Here is a 15489-nt window from a genome sequence, read left to right on the forward strand (position 1 = left end):
TAATAAAAACTAGAATTGGGGAAATATATGAAAGCCGATGCTAAGGACAATGAGATTGTAGAGGTAGGCTCACCTAAGGTTAATATCATATTCGCTTTATTATTGACGGTAACCACAGCCTACTTTATCTGGTGGGGATTAGAGTATACCAATAATTATCCTGTCATATTTATAACCGCCACTTTGTTTGGCGTATTTATGGCATTCAATATCGGTGGTAACGATGTTGCAAACTCTTTTGGTACATCGGTAGGTGCGGGTACATTAACCATACCACAAGCACTAGGGGTGGCAGCCGTTTTTGAGGTCAGTGGTGCAGTCATTGCAGGTGGTGAGGTTACGGATACCATTCGTAAAGGGATTGTTGATCTCAATGGGTTGACCATTGAGCCTATGCAGTTTGTTTTTTTGATGATGTCAGCGTTATTGGCGGCCGCAATTTGGTTATTAATTGCGACTAGGAAAGGTTGGCCAGTGTCTACCACACATGCCATTATTGGTGGCTTAGTGGGTGCTTCCATGGTACTCGGATTTACCTTAGCTGGGTTCAATGGGTCTGTTCAAACCGTAAAATGGGATAAAATTGGGCTTATTGCCGTGTCATGGGTGTTGTCACCTTTGCTAGGTGGGGCAGTGTCCTATGCTTTATTTTATCAGATCAAAAAATATATTCTAAGCTATAACGATTCTGCGGCAGAAGTTTTAAAGCGGTTGCATGAAAAAAAGCAGTTAGTGAAACAACAGGATAAAACCGCCTTTGAAAACTTAACTGAAATGCAAAAACTGGCGTACACCAGCTCTCTTGCGCGCGATGCGCAAGCCTATCAAGAGGAAAATATTAGTGAAGAAGATTTAGAGTCTGACTACTATAAAAAGATTTATCAAATTGAGCGTGAGCGCTATGAAGTAGACGCGTTCAAGGCATTACAAACATGGGTGCCATTAGTTGCGGCATTTGGGGGAGCAATTATTAGCTCAATGCTCTTATTTAAAGGACTTAAAAACCTACATTTAGGCCTCACTACTTTAAATAACTTTTTGATTATGGGTATGGTTGCTGCCATTATTTGGATGGCAGTATTCATCTATGCCAAGTCTCTTGAGAATAATAATAAAAATTTGCCTAAAGCGACGTTCATTTTGTTTAGCTGGATGCAGGTGTTTACAGCGGCTGGATTTGCCTTTAGTCATGGGTCAAACGATATTGCTAATGCTATCGGTCCTTTTGCTGCTATTATAGATGTCCTAAAAACGGGAGCAATGAATCAACAGGCGGCAGTGCCAACTTTGGCGATGATAACATTTGGTGTGGCTTTAATAGTAGGGCTTTGGTTCATCGGTAAAGAGGTGATTCAAACGGTCGGTACCAATTTAACAAAAATGCATCCAGCTTCGGGCTTTTCAGCTGAGTTATCAGCCGCAGCGGTAGTAATGGGTGCGTCACTATTGGGCTTACCGGTTTCAAGCACCCATATTTTAGTTGGGGCTGTACTGGGTATTGGTCTTGTCAATCACAATGCAAACTGGGGTCTAATGCGTCCTATCGCTATGGCATGGGTGTTGACCTTACCCGTAGCCGCGGTCATAGCCAGTGTCGCCTTCTTACTACTCAATATATTATTTTAATTAAATTGGGGCGTAATGGGTTGTTTTACTGATAATGATTTACCTATAGTACGTCAGTTGGATTATAAATATTTAACAAGTTCAAACGATACTTAAATGAGATGACGTTTTAATTTACTCTATAATGTATCTTAGAAGACTGCTAGTGAGCAGTCTTTTTTTTAGACTATTATAAAAAAACTCATTTACGATGATTTGACTAAACAACCTAACAAGCTAGCAACTATACAATTTGGCAACCTAATAACTTGGCACTTAAAAACTTGCAAGTTTGAATAGGCTAGTGTTGAATAACGGAAGAAGAAGCTCAACTACTCCTATTTCATGACACAAGTTTAACGTCTCTAAAAGCGTGAATGATATACAAATAAGGATTTAACAATGACAACACAAACTTATGATGAAAATAATGTATTTGCTAAAATGCTAAAAGGCGATATTCCTTGCCATAAGGTATATGAAGATGATAAAACCCTCGCCTTTATGGATATTATGCCTCAGGCTAAAGGTCATGTATTGGTGATTCCAAAACAACAAGCGGTGGATTTAAGTCAATTAGAGCCTGAATATGCCAGTGCTGTATTAATGACTGCAAAAAAAGTCATGCAAGCTCAGCGTCAAGTGTTTAATCGAGAAGGCATTGTACAGATGCAATTAAATGGCGCAGAAGCTGGTCAAACCGTCTTTCATTACCACGTGCACCTGATTCCATCGAGTATTCATGAGCTTGGTAAACACGCAAACGGTCAAGCAGATATGGCTGAACTTGCTAAACAAGCTGAGCAGCTATCAGCAGCAATCGCTAACGACTAGTTTTTAATGCCAGTTTACCAAATAGAAAAAACCTTAGCTAAAACAACAATAGAATAAAGGGGATTTACGCCCCTTATTTTGAATGTTTATTCATTACTTAAGATAGGGTTCTGTACTATAGTGGCAATGGTCTCTAGATAGTTATCATAAAGCACGTTGACCTCTGACTGCTACTCAGGTTTTGTCGGGTAATGTGATTGAACAGGGAAGAATATTTTATGATTAAACCTACTAAGTCAACCATTCTCATTCCCGTCTTTCTTCCGGCGGTTATTGTGTTAGTGCTATTAGTCATAGGCACCATCGCTAACCCAGAAATGGCAGGTGATTTCTTCGGTCAGGTCTTAAATTATACCACCAGTACCTTTGGCTGGTTTTATATGCTAGCGGTGGCACTGTTTCTAATTTTTATTATCGTCTTGGCGTTTTCCTCCTACGGTAATATTAAACTTGGGCCTGATCACGCTGAACCGGAATACAAGTTTAGTGAATGGTTTGCGATGCTTTTCTCCGCAGGTTATGGCATTGCCTTATTGTTCTATGGTGTTGCTGAACCGGTGATGCATTTTTCCGCACCACCAAACTCAGCCCCTGAAACGGTTGCTGCAGCCAAAGAAGCAATGCAGATTGCCTACTTCCATTGGGGCTTCCATACGTGGGCGATTTATACATTTGCGGGTCTGGTTTTGGCTTACTTTAGCTTTCGTCACGGGCTGCCATTGTCGATGCGCTCGACCTTATATCCACTAATTGGTGAGAAGATTTACGGTCCTATCGGCCATGGTGTCGATGTTATTGCTTTGTTAGCGACGATTTTCGGTGTAGCGACAACGCTGGGCTTATCTGTGTCTCAGATTAATGCCGGTTTAAATTATTTATTGCCTGACTTGGTACCGGTCGGTACTACGGTGCAGATTATTAGTATTGCGTTGATTACTACGGCCGCTCTGGTATCCGTTCTGTCTGGTATGGATAAAGGGATTAAGCGGCTGTCTATACTGAACGTTATCTTAGCAACGCTATTGATGCTATTCGTCTTTATAGCTGGACCCAGTGTATTTATCTTAAATGCCTTTATGGAGAATACGGGAAGCTATCTAAATAATATCGTTGAACGTGCGTTTAGTTTGCAAGCTTATGTGCATACCGATTGGATTGCCAGTTGGACACTGTTTATTTTCGCATGGACTATTGCGTGGTCGCCGTTTGTCGGTACCTTTATTGCTAAGATTAGCCGCGGCCGTACCATCCGTCAGTTTGTTTTAGGCGTATTGTTTACGCCGGTTATTTTCACCTTTTTCTGGTTCGCAGTCTTTGGTGATACTGCTTTAAACCTGATTATGGTAGAGGGCTACGATACATTAATTAGCCAAGTACAAGCCGACAAGTCAATTGCCTTATTTAAATTATTTGAAGCATTGCCGTTTACTCGAGTGGTGTCTTATATTACGGTAATACTGATCATCACCTTCTTTGTCACTTCATCAGATTCAGGGTCGTTGGTAATTGACTCAATTGCTTCAGGAGGTAGACCAACACCGCCATGGCAGCGTACGTTTTGGGTAGTAATTCAAGGTGTAGTAGCGGCGGTATTATTATTAGCCGGCGGTTTGACAGCGTTACAAGCGGTTGCCATTGTCAGTGCGCTACCATTTACGATTATTCTACTGATTGCCATGGGCGGCATGTGGCGCGCGCTGATTATTGAGGAACACCGTACCAAAAGCTTGGCACAAGACAATCGTCTACCGCCGCATTTGCTGACGCCTAGCTCTTGGCGAGAGCGTATTGATTATTTGACCAAGCAGCCGAGTAAAGAGGAGGTACTGAGCTATATCAACTCGGTCGTATGGCTTGCCATGAAAGAAGTCTCGACAAAATTTGCTGAATCAGGGTGGGAAACCTCAGTAGAATCAGACGACGTTAATGATCGGGTTATTTTAGAGTTGCAGCGTGGTGAGGATGTTGAGTTCTGGTATGAAGTACGCTTAGAGGAAGAAGCGTTGCCCGAGTACTATGAAGAGTCGAATCCAAAGCTTGCGCAGTCGCATCATTACCGTGCCGGTGTATTCTTACGCCGTGGTGGTCAGCCGTATGATTTGTACGGTTATCAATCAGATGCGGTGATTAATGACATTATTGATCAGTTTGAGAAGTATTTGCACTTCTTGGAGGTTGCGCCTGATAGCTTGCCATGGCGAATGCAGGCGCATGATGACGGGCTTGTTGTTGATGAGGTGAGCGTGTTTGATATAGAGTCAGATAAGTAGATGAAGTCTTTATTCCATAAAATGCGGTAACGATTAAAAAATGCGGTAACGATTAAAACTTGAGTTTTGATAGCGAGTCTTTACAATACGGGCTTGTCCTTTAGAGGGCAGGCCTTTTATGTTTTAGGTATTTATCCTCAAGGGTAAATATTTTATTGCTATAGTCAGATAAGTCTAAAATGGTTACAAGGTAAGCGAGCGCAAATACGATAAGTGTAGGCTTATCAAGGTTAACGCCGTAACCGTTTAGTCGTTCGCCGACTATATTTACTAATTTAGCTATTGAGTGGCACATGACCTCGAATCCAACAGATACCCAAAGCGAAACTCAGCATCCATTATTACAGCCGCTATATATAGGCGGGCTTGAGATTAAAAACCGGCTGATGGTGGCACCGATGGCGGGGGTGACAGACAATCCTTTTCGCCGACTGTGCAAATCATTTGGTGCCGGTCACGCAGTCAGTGAAATGATGACAGCAGATGCCACGCTTTATGCGCACAAAAAGTCGCTGTTTAGAGCCAATTTTGATGGCGAGATAGCACCAATATCAGCACAAATTGCTGGTGCCGATGTCGATAAATTAGCAGAAGCGGCTCGTTATCAGGTCAATAACGGGGCACAAATTATTGATATCAATATGGGCTGCCCTGCCAAAAAGGTATGCCGCAAGCTGGCAGGTTCTGCGCTGCTCAAAGATGAAGACTTGGTCGCCCGTTTGCTTGATGCCACTGTTGCGGCTGTCGATGCGCCAGTTACCTTAAAAACACGTTTGGGTTATGAAAACGGTCAAGAAAATATTTTAAGAGTTGCCAAGCGTGCCGAAGAAGCCGGCATTGCTGCTATTGCCATTCATGGTCGTACGCGTGAAGATAAATATGGCGGACAGGCGCGTTATGAGCTTATTCGTGAAGTAAAAGAACTGGTTAATATTCCTGTTATTGCTAATGGCGATATCGATAGCCCGCAGAAGGCGATTGAGGTCTATAACAAAACTGGCTGTGATGCGATTATGATAGGGCGTGCCGCACAAGGTCAGCCGTGGCTATTTCGAGATATTGCCCATTATCTGCAGATAGGCGAGACGTTAGATGCGCCTGATATCGATCAATTAAGAGAAATCGTATTAACCCATCTTGAAGAGCTGTATGCCTTTTATGGGGAATACTCAGGCTGCCGAATTGCGCGTAAGCACATCGCATGGTACACCTCTGGCATTGAGGATTCGAATGCCTTTAGACAGGCCATGTATGGTGAGGAGACGACGTCAGGCCAATATAAAGTCGTCGATAAATTTTTATCTGCTCAGCATTTAAGAGAAAGCTAATTTCATTTATATTAAATGAAAGCACCACTAGGCTTATCAAGTGATTTGAGGTAAATTTAAGCGACCGGTATGACGCTTATTAAACGATTCTACCGCACGCTTTTTATATGAGAATGCCCCTATGTCTGATACCAATGTTCAGCCTCAGTTTAATCAAAACATGCCTCAGTCTAGTGCTAATCATGATGCTGAGCCTGTCATTTGTGTTAATCATTTATCTATTAAAGCTGATACGCTAAGCTTAGTGGATAGCCTCTCATACCAAATTCGCCGAGGTGAGACATTAGCGATAGTGGGTGAGTCAGGCTCAGGTAAATCCCTATCGAGTTTAGCTATTTTAGGGCTGTTGCCAGAAGGTCTCATGGTACAAGCAGAGGTGCATCTGCAAGGTGCTGGCGAATTGCCGATCAGTCAGCACCCAAACGACAATACAAAAAACATCATTAATCGAGAAAAAGTATTTAAGGCTATTCGCGGTAATAAGATAGCTATGGTGTTTCAAGAGCCGATGACGGCGCTTAATCCGCTACATACCATAGACAAGCAGATTGCTGAGAGTCTGCGTGTAGCCGGTGTGGCAAAGTCAGAAATTAAGCCACGCATCCTTGAGCTGTTAGCCGATGTTAATATTAAAGATGCTGCAGCGAAGCTTAATCGTTATCCACATGAGCTGTCAGGTGGGCAACGTCAGCGGGTGATGATTGCGATGGCATTGGCACAAAACCCCGATATTCTAATAGCCGATGAGCCGACCACTGCACTAGATGTGAGTCTGCAACACGAGATATTACAGCTGCTTGATAGACTCAAAAAGCAGCACGGTATGGCAATGCTGCTGATTAGCCATGACTTAAATCTAGTGCGCCGTTATAGCAATCAGATTATTGTTATGCGTCAAGGTCAGGTTATTGAGCAAGGCGACAGTGATGCGCTGTTTGCCAATCCGCAAAGTGAATATACTAAGTCGCTGATTAACCAAGTTTTTGGTCAGCCGCTACCTATCCGCACGGACACAGCATCTAAAGTCGCCATCAGAGTACAAAATCTATCAGTGGCCTTTCCTGCTAAAAAGTCACTCTTTGGCGGGGTAAGTCAGTGGATGCACGCTGTCAATAATATCAGCTTCATTTTAGTGCAAGGCATGTCACTAGGTATTGTCGGTGAGTCCGGCTCAGGTAAGACGACCTTAGCATTGGCATTATCTCGATTATTGAGTCATCAGGCCAAAGTGACCGGTAAAATTGATATTAATGGCACTGATATAAATAGCCTAAGCAAATCGAAGCTACGTGATTTTCGCTCACATATCCAGATGGTGTTTCAAGACCCCTTTGCTAGCATCAATCCTCGATTTAATGTCATGCAAATTATTGAGGAGGGACTGCTGGTACAAGGTGTCAACAAACAGCAGCGCAGCCAAGCGGTATTAGACGCTTTAAGAACGGTACATTTGCCTGACAACTTTGTACACCGCTATCCACATGAGTTATCTGGCGGTCAACGTCAGCGTGTGGCTCTGGCAAGAGCACTAATTATGCGCCCGCAAGTTATTATTCTGGATGAACCTACCTCTGCACTTGATAGCAGCACTCAAGTGGCTATTGTGCAGTTACTACGCGACATTCAGGCACAATTTAATATCAGTTACTTGTTTATTAGCCATGACCTGAAGGTAGTACGGGCTTTATGTCAGCATATTATGGTGATGCGAGCAGGGGAGTGCATTGAATACGCAAGTAGTGAGCAGTTATTTGATAATCCGCAGCATCCGTATTCACAGCTATTGGTCGCTACCAATCAGGATGATTTATAGTCATTTATAGTTAAGTGATATTTGTAGATTAAAAGTCAGTGAGCAATATACTAGGGCGTGTGGAACATTCGCAAATTAGCACTGCTGATAGCTAAAATTGTTTCAGACTAGGCGTAAACCGTCGTTAATGTCTAGACCTTGACTAGGTTTGCAACAACGTCTGGGGCGATTTTAGCATCAGCCTCACTCGAGCACAGCTCTCGCCTTGCGAACGGGCAAAGCAGTGCTTTGCTTAATCCGTTCTCAGGGGCGGGACTCTTTTTTGCCAATATACTGCGAAATTGTCTAACTTAGAATGACTAAGCGTCAAAAATTTCACTGCATATTGACTAAAAAATAGTCGCCGCCAGTGCCATGGTTGAATGTTCCACACGCCCTAATAAATAAAGCAAAAAAATAGCACCTAAGCAAGGTGCTATTTTTTATGCGTAGTTGCTAAGAACCACAGTTTATTTAGCATAAACCATCAGTTACGGTATCTACAGTTTGGACTGAGGCACTGCCGATAAGAATTCATTACGGGCTTGCACGTCAGTTTTATACACGCCTAGCATAGAGGTGGTGCGTGTGCTTGAGCGCTGTTTATTGACACCACGCATCATCATACACATGTGCGAGGCATCCATGACTACAGCGACGCCGCGACAACCCGTGACCTCCATAATGGCTTCAGCAACCTGCTCGGTTAAGTTCTCCTGAATCTGTAAGCGGCGTGCAAACATATCTATAATACGCGCAACTTTAGATAGGCCCAATACTTTGCCATCGGGCAGATAACCAACATGAGCCACACCATAGAAAGGCAATAGGTGGTGTTCACATAAAGAGTAGAACTCAATGTTGTGTATTAGTACCAGTTCTGAGTTATCGGTTGGAAATACCGCTTGATTGGTGACTTCCTCTAAGGATTGATGATACCCTTGGGTAAGATAACCAAAAGCCTTTGCCGCACGGGTCGGAGTATCTAGTAATCCTGGACGGCTTAAATCCTCACCGGTTGAGGCGATGAGTTTGGCATAAAGATCTGGGCTAGGTAGCCTTGGATCTAGTGGCGTATTTGACGAATTTGAATTAGAATCACACATAGTCATCAGTAGCAAAATAAAAGAATGCTATAGCTTAACGGCTATAGATAAATTGTAAAGGTCTTTGTCAAAAAATAGCGGATTATTTTTAAATTTTCATCGAAAATGCTCGTATTAGAATAATAAATCTTGGAGTTTAACTATGTTGTTACATGGAAAGCGATTTGTGGTGACCGGCATTGCTAGTAAATTATCAATCGCTTGGGCAATTGCAGAAGCATTACACCGCGAAGGGGCGTCACTAATTCTGACTTATCCTAACCAAAAAATGAAAAAACGAGTGGATATGGCCGCAGAAAAATTTGGTGCAGAATTGGTTGTCGCTTGTGACGTCTCATCGGATGAGCAGATAAAAGACTGCTTTGATACGGTCAGCGAGCATTGGAGCGATGGCATCGATGGTGTGGTGCATGCCATTGGATTTGCACCTGCTGAAGAGCTCAATGGTGATTTTACAGACGTCACTACTCGTGAGGGTAGTGCGATTGCGCATGATATCTCTGCTTATAGTTTTGTCGCGTTGGCAAAAGCATCACGAGAGCTATTAGCAAAACGTAAAGGCGCATTACTGACATTGACCTATCAAGGCAGCACCTCAGTATTGCCTAATTATAATGTTATGGGTATGGCAAAAGCCAGTCTGGAGGCCAGCGTGCGTTATCTGGCTGCGTCCTTGGGTCCTGAAGGTATCCGAGTCAATGCAATCTCTGCTGGGCCAATTCGTACCTTGGCAGCCAGTGGTATTAAGTCATTTCGTAAAATGCTCGATGTTAACGCCAAAATAGCACCGCTACAGCGTAATGTCAGTCAGATAGAGGTCGGCAATGCCGCCTTATTCTTATTGTCACCTTGGGCGTCTGGTATTACGGGTGAGATATTGTTTGTCGATGGCGGCTTTAATACCGTGGCCATGAGCGATGCATTACTAAATATGGATGATGATTCAGACAGCTAATTGATAGTCAGCGAACTACTAAATTGTTACAGTGTTAACCTCTCTAAGCCTACTTTTGTAGTACTGGCGCTCGGTCGAGTTGTTGCTATTTTAGATTTCTCTGACCCTAATTGATATCAATATATTGGGTGTAATGGACAAAATTCAGGCTAAAAACGAGCGGTTAGTCTCTAATGGACAAAATTCAGGCTACCCTTCAGAGTATGTCATTAAAAAGTTGTTAATAAACTTAAGCTTACGTTGTTTATTGAGCCCATTATGACTGCTTAATTGGCGTTTTAACTCGCTAAACAAACCTTCTAGAGAATTAGTTGTATTTGGAATGTTTAAGTCATCTAATTTTCTAGAAGTGAATAACCAATCACTATTTACTCGCAAGCTTCTATAAGCACTTCTAAGACGCTTATGGGTGTACCAAGTCTTACCAGTATCTATATTGGTACTACGCTCATTTAAGTAGTCCTCATGAGTCAAATACCAACTATCTAGAGCTTGAATGAACGTTGTCTTATCATAATCCTTTATATTTAAAGCTAGCTGTCTAAGTGCAATACTTGCGATATTTTGAGGCCTACGAGTTAAGTATCGAGTGATGATCTGTAGTTGATGAAACTGGCACATTTGTATCGGTATATCTTTAAACAAAGCATTAAGACCTCGTCTTCCATCGCAAGTAATGCTAGTGATATCAATGCCTTGTGATTTTATATGCTCTATTCCCAGTTTATACAGAGCGTTGGTCTCATAGTGAATAATACGGTGGTGTAATACCGCTTTGCTTGTATAGTCGAGAAATACCATTAAGCCAAATGTTCTACCAAAGTAGGTCGTGTCCATCACTATGTTGGCACGAGTAGGTAGCTTATTAAGTGACTTTATCTCAATTGTATCTAGTCGCCTTTGTATGGTCTTTATGCTACAGCCATACTTATGAGCAAGTTGTTTATAAGTCTGTTTACCTTGAGTATATTCTTGCCACAAAGTTGTATTATTGAGCCGCCTGCCACCTAAAAACTGCCGATTACAAACAAGGCATTTGTACTGCTGTTTCCCTGATTTATAACCATTCTTTTTAGTGTGTTTTTCACCACAAAAAGGGCAGTTTTTTGATTCATGGCTTTCAATCCTTGCAAATACTTATAGTATATAGCTTTAAAGGGGGTGTCAGCCTGAATTTTGTCCATTACACCATATATTGGTATCAATAAAAAAGAAGACGCCTAAATTAGGCGTCTTCTTTTTGTTTAAAAGGTGCGTAAGACAAATTAGCTGTCTTTTTCTTCTTCATGATCTTCATGCTCGTGCATGCCTTTCATCATATCTAACGCACAGTCATCAGTACGCTGCTGATCTTGTTTATCTAAATGATCTTGGTTAATATCGTTACGTGCCATTTTGGTCGTTTTATCAGTTTTGTTTGTCATGATTGCTGTCTCCTACAAATTATTGCTCTATTTGATGTCTAATTTTGTTGTTGTCCCTTTTAGTCATAATAGAGGGGGCTTATTACCTCTACTAAATCATAAGTTTATTATAGAAGGAAATCTCGCTCAGTGTGTTTACATATGTAAACTAATATTTTATAAGCGTAAATTTGTAAATGGCCTAAATAAAGATGTGCTAATAACCTGATTAGAAGTCTAACCATACCCAACTGTTTTCAAGCCAAGCCATAACAGTTTGTACAGATAATTTGTCCGTTAATGATAAGTCTTCTTCACTTAATGACTCACCATCTGCCAAGCGCCTTAATAAGCTGGCTTCAAAATCACTAATATCATTCAAATATTGACCGTTCGCGTAAAGGCGCAGCTCATTATCAATATGCGTATAGATAAGACGGCTACTATAGTCTGGGCGAAGTACAGCGCCTTCATATAACGCTTGCTGTAACTGTTGAGCATCTAGCGACTCTTCTGGAATAAGCAGCTCATATTCACGCTTACTGACCACTTCACTCACGGCTTGCTCAATAATCTTATCTCCCTTGGGCGACTGTAGCATTTCAAGTAGCTGTGCTTTAATCTGGTCAATACTGGCTTTATCTAACTGACCTGCCGGCTGCATCGCTTGCTCAAGTAACATAGGCACAAAAAGCGACGCATCGGTAGTGGCCGTATCGACCAAACTATCCAATACTTGCATCACGTTCGGACGTCTAAAGCCAAATGAAAAGGTTAGACAGTCATCTTGAGCAACCCCATAATGCGACAGCTTAGGCGGTACATACAGTACGTCGCCAGGCTCTAATATCTCATCAAAGATAATATCGCCCATGTCATCAAAAATACGAATCGGCTGATTTGGAATAAACTCAGTGGTTAAGTCGCAGTATTTGCCCAGTTGCCAGCGTCTATGACCATAGCCTTGAGCAAGGAACACATCATAGTCATCATAATGCTTGCCCACAGATCCGCCAGAAGGTGCATACGACACCATAATATCGTCACGCTGCCACTGCGGAATAAAGTCAAATGCATTCCATAATAGACCAAGCTCTGGTGACCATTGTTCTAAGTTCTGTACCAGTACCGTCCATTGTTCAGGTAAATCAGCAAACATCTCTTCAGATAGTGGGCTTTGTTGCAGTTTCCATTGCTCGTTTTGTTCGCTATCATTGTCTATTTTGTGCTGAGTAATCAAGCGGGCAGTTGCTGCTTCATCTAAGCTGAGGCCTAAAATATCCTCAGGCTCAAACATATCAGCAAGTTGCGGTAAGCCTTGTTTGATTAACAACGGCTTTTTTTGCCAATATTCTGCCAAAAACTGTTCAGGGGTAATATGATCCGGTAAGCAAAAATTAAGTGCGCTCATTGATAAGTCCATGTCATACGATGAATAAAAGTGTCGAGGAAAAGCTTTAGCAAATGACGTGAATAGTTTATGATTGTAGGTGCAGATAAATCCCTTAATATTTTAGGATATTTATGAAGAAGCTAACCTTTATTACCATCATTATTAGTAGCATGATTTTGCAAGCATGTATTCACAAAGTGGTGACTGTGCCTGTGAAAGTGGCTTATAAAACTACCAAAGGCGTGGTAAAAGGCACGGCAGCAGTGACTCGTGCGGTTATCCCAGGCGGTGATTAGCCAGTATGAGATAATTAACAATAATAAGATAAGCCACAATCAAGAGTAGACCACTCGTTTGAAGACTCTAGCCGTCTTTTAGCACGGGTGATATCGTTTTACGCTTAAACCAATAAATCAAAGCACTGATAATGCCTCCTAAAAAGGCGATGGCAATATCTTTTTGTGCATCCCATAGATCACCCTGCTGACCATTATACGCCTCAGCAGCTTCTGCTGATAAGGTGATGGCGATTGACCATTCAAATAGCTCATACAAAGCACTGCTTGCCAGATTAAACTGAAGCACAAGCAGTAGTAAGGTTTTGAGCGATAAGCTTGGCATAAAATGACGAAACACATCGTACATTAGCGGAAGTAATAGCAAGCCATAACTGAAATGTACCAGCCTGTCATACATGTTACGCTGCCAACCAAACACCTCATTTAAATCAATTGAAAATAGCTGCTGAGTCCAATCATTATAAGGGACGTAAGAGTATAAATATCTTGCCCCAATGATGTGAATCATAATAAACACACTGGCCAATAAAAACGACAAAGGCCTGCTATCACACCTTCGATAACAAAGCCATAGCACCGCCATAAAAATAACCGTACCTGCTTGATGCAGCAGATAATCGCTCCAATTTAAAGGATGAATGCTTGCCAGTAGCATCACTAAAGTGACCACTATCAGGCAAGCATTGACGATAGGGTGATTCAAGCGAGGACTTGCTGTCTTTGTCATACTATCGGCAATAAGTGATTACTTAAAGCTTGGCAATCCACTCTTCGATAGCCAGTGCTTGCTCATCTGCGTTACCAATATAGGTCGCAGGGGTTAGCTCACGTAGGCGGGCTTTGTCGGCATCTGGCACAGCATCTAGCTCATTACTATCGACAAATTCAAGCATTTTCTCACGGGTCATGGCTTGACCACGGGTTAAGGCTTTTAGCTTCTCGTATGGGTTTTCTACACGGTAGCGGCGCATCACAGTTTGGATAGGCTCTGCCAATACTTCTTGTGCATTATCTAAATCGCTATCAAGCTTCTCAGGATTGACTTCTAGTTTGCCAACGCCTTTTAAGCATGCATCATAAGCAATCATACCTTGAGCAAGGCCAACACCAATATTACGTAGAACGGTTGAGTCAGATAGGTCGCGCTGCATACGAGAGATAGGCAGTTTTTCGCCTAAATGTGCAAGCATAGCATTTGCAACGCCTAAGTTACCTTCAGAGTTTTCAAAATCAATCGGGTTAACCTTATGCGGCATAGTTGATGAACCCACTTCACCGTCTTTAAGTTTTTGCTTGAAATAGCCTAAGCTGATGTACTGCCAGATATCACGGTTAAAATCGATTAGCACAGTGTTAAAACGGCGCAGCGCATCAAATAGCTCAGCGATATAGTCGTGTGGCTCGATTTGAGTGGTGTATGGGTTAAAGGTTAGGCCTAAGCGCTCAGTGATAAATTGCTGTGCATGTGCTGTCCAATCAACATTTGGATAAGCAGATAGGTGAGCATTGTAGTTACCAACGGCACCGTTAATTTTACCTAATAGTTCTACTTGATTGATTTGCTTAATTTGACGGGCTAGGCGATAAGCCACATTGGCCATCTCTTTACCCAAAGTTGTTGGGCTAGCAGTCTGACCGTGGGTACGAGACAACATAGGCTGTTTGGCGTGTTCTTTCGCCAGTGCCACAATAGAGTCTGTCACTTCTTGCAATTTAGCAACGACGATGTCACGGCTGTCTTTTAGCATTAACGCATAAGATAGGTTGTTTATGTCCTCCGAGGTACAAGCAAAGTGAATAAATTCTAAGCTGTCTTCTAACTGAGCATTGCCGCGGAATTTGTCTTTGATGAAGTACTCAACCGCTTTAACATCGTGGTTGGTGGTTTTTTCGATATCTTTAATCGCTTGTGCGTCGTCTTCGCTAAAGTTATCAACGATGGCGTCTAAAAAGGCATTGGTATCGTGATCAAATTTGGCCAATTCAGTAATGGCGTCGTTATCAGCTAAGGCCTGTAACCAGCGAATCTCAACAGTAACGCGGGCTTTAATAAGACCAAACTCTGATAAGTGAGCGCGTAATGAGTCAGCACGGCTGGCATAGCGACCGTCAATTGGAGATAGGGCGGTTAAGGCAGATAAAGAGGCAGACATAAATATCCTTTAGCTCAGTGGGTGAAAAAAATAAATTTAGTAAACGCTAATTCTTTAAAGCGATAAATAAAAAAGGATGTCGTGATTGGCAGCAAAAGTCAGACAAAATAGCAAAACTTAAATGAAATACAGTTTGTAATTACCGTGGTTCGTAATTATAGCAACTAATTACACACAGTGACTTGTAAAGTCTAATAAATTCTAAAAAAGCAGAGTCTAAAAAACTGGCGCTATACTGAAGCAATGGCATCGGATATGGCACTAATGAATATATACCATAAAAATAAAGAGACTATTAGGTAAGTCACAGTCACAACGCATAAGAAAATGAGTTTATTCTTCGAATAGTCG

General features: G+C 42.0%; 13 protein-coding genes. 7 read left to right on the top strand and 6 right to left on the bottom strand.

Annotated features, from left to right (window positions below):
- Positions 1-27 precede the first annotated feature (27 nt).
- The 5 genes from AC2SLO_RS06295 to AC2SLO_RS06315 all read left to right on the top strand — a co-directional run bounded on the left by AC2SLO_RS06295 (position 28) and on the right by AC2SLO_RS06315 (position 7850).
- On the top strand, positions 28-1626 hold the full coding sequence (locus AC2SLO_RS06295) for an inorganic phosphate transporter (RefSeq protein WP_486540677.1): 1599 nt from the start codon (positions 28-30) through the stop codon (positions 1624-1626).
- 381 nt (positions 1627-2007) lie between these two features.
- Positions 2008-2439 carry an HIT family protein gene (locus AC2SLO_RS06300; protein ID WP_486540675.1) on the top strand — a complete coding sequence of 144 codons (432 nt, stop codon included), beginning with the start codon at positions 2008-2010 and terminating at the stop codon, positions 2437-2439.
- Between the two features lie 218 nt (positions 2440-2657).
- The gene (locus AC2SLO_RS06305) at positions 2658-4709 is read left to right on the top strand and encodes a BCCT family transporter (protein WP_486540673.1); all 2052 of its coding nucleotides are present in this window, start codon (positions 2658-2660) and stop codon (positions 4707-4709) included.
- 293 nt (positions 4710-5002) lie between these two features.
- Positions 5003-6037, top strand: coding sequence for a tRNA dihydrouridine synthase DusB (gene dusB, locus AC2SLO_RS06310; protein ID WP_486540671.1), 1035 nt, complete (start codon positions 5003-5005; stop codon positions 6035-6037).
- Between the two features lie 121 nt (positions 6038-6158).
- Positions 6159-7850 carry a dipeptide ABC transporter ATP-binding protein gene (locus AC2SLO_RS06315; protein ID WP_486540669.1) on the top strand — a complete coding sequence of 564 codons (1692 nt, stop codon included), beginning with the start codon at positions 6159-6161 and terminating at the stop codon, positions 7848-7850.
- A gap of 479 nt (positions 7851-8329) precedes the next feature.
- Here the strand turns inward: AC2SLO_RS06315 and folE are convergent, their stop codons facing one another.
- Positions 8330-8935 (bottom strand): GTP cyclohydrolase I FolE, encoded by a 606-nt coding sequence (gene folE, locus AC2SLO_RS06320; RefSeq protein ID WP_486540667.1) that lies wholly within the window; start codon positions 8933-8935, stop codon positions 8330-8332.
- Between the two features lie 142 nt (positions 8936-9077).
- Here folE and AC2SLO_RS06325 point away from each other — a divergent pair, with 142 nt between their 5' ends.
- Positions 9078-9890, top strand: a complete 813-nt coding sequence (locus AC2SLO_RS06325) for an enoyl-ACP reductase FabI (RefSeq protein WP_486540665.1) — start codon at positions 9078-9080, stop codon at positions 9888-9890.
- Between the two features lie 189 nt (positions 9891-10079).
- On the opposite strand, the gene AC2SLO_RS06330 is transcribed toward AC2SLO_RS06325, so the two are convergent.
- The 3 genes from AC2SLO_RS06330 to AC2SLO_RS06340 all read right to left on the bottom strand — a co-directional run bounded on the left by AC2SLO_RS06330 (position 10080) and on the right by AC2SLO_RS06340 (position 12704).
- Complete coding sequence (locus AC2SLO_RS06330) at positions 10080-11015, bottom strand: IS256 family transposase, variant Zn-binding type (RefSeq protein WP_495637095.1); 936 nt, start codon at positions 11013-11015, stop codon at positions 10080-10082.
- A 140-nt stretch (positions 11016-11155) separates the two neighbouring features.
- Entirely contained in the window at positions 11156-11314 is a 159-nt protein-coding gene (locus tag AC2SLO_RS06335) for a hypothetical protein (RefSeq protein ID WP_486543870.1), read from the bottom strand.
- Positions 11315-11522: 208 nt separating this feature from the next.
- The gene (locus tag AC2SLO_RS06340) at positions 11523-12704 is read right to left on the bottom strand and encodes a JmjC domain-containing protein (protein ID WP_486543869.1); all 1182 of its coding nucleotides are present in this window, start codon (positions 12702-12704) and stop codon (positions 11523-11525) included.
- Between the two features lie 113 nt (positions 12705-12817).
- On the opposite strand from AC2SLO_RS06340, the gene AC2SLO_RS06345 reads away from it, so the two are divergent.
- Positions 12818-12982, top strand: a complete 165-nt coding sequence (locus AC2SLO_RS06345; protein ID WP_486543868.1) for an NF038104 family lipoprotein — start codon at positions 12818-12820, stop codon at positions 12980-12982.
- A gap of 67 nt (positions 12983-13049) precedes the next feature.
- Here AC2SLO_RS06345 and AC2SLO_RS06350 read toward each other — a convergent pair whose 3' ends face one another.
- Positions 13050-13712 (bottom strand): DUF2238 domain-containing protein, encoded by a 663-nt coding sequence (locus AC2SLO_RS06350; protein ID WP_486543867.1) that lies wholly within the window; start codon positions 13710-13712, stop codon positions 13050-13052.
- A gap of 22 nt (positions 13713-13734) precedes the next feature.
- A complete protein-coding gene (gene purB / locus AC2SLO_RS06355; protein ID WP_486543866.1) occupies positions 13735-15138 on the bottom strand; it encodes an adenylosuccinate lyase in 1404 nt (467 codons plus the stop codon).
- Positions 15139-15489 lie beyond the last annotated feature (351 nt).

The organism is Psychrobacter sp. CX14 (assembly GCF_057396205.2).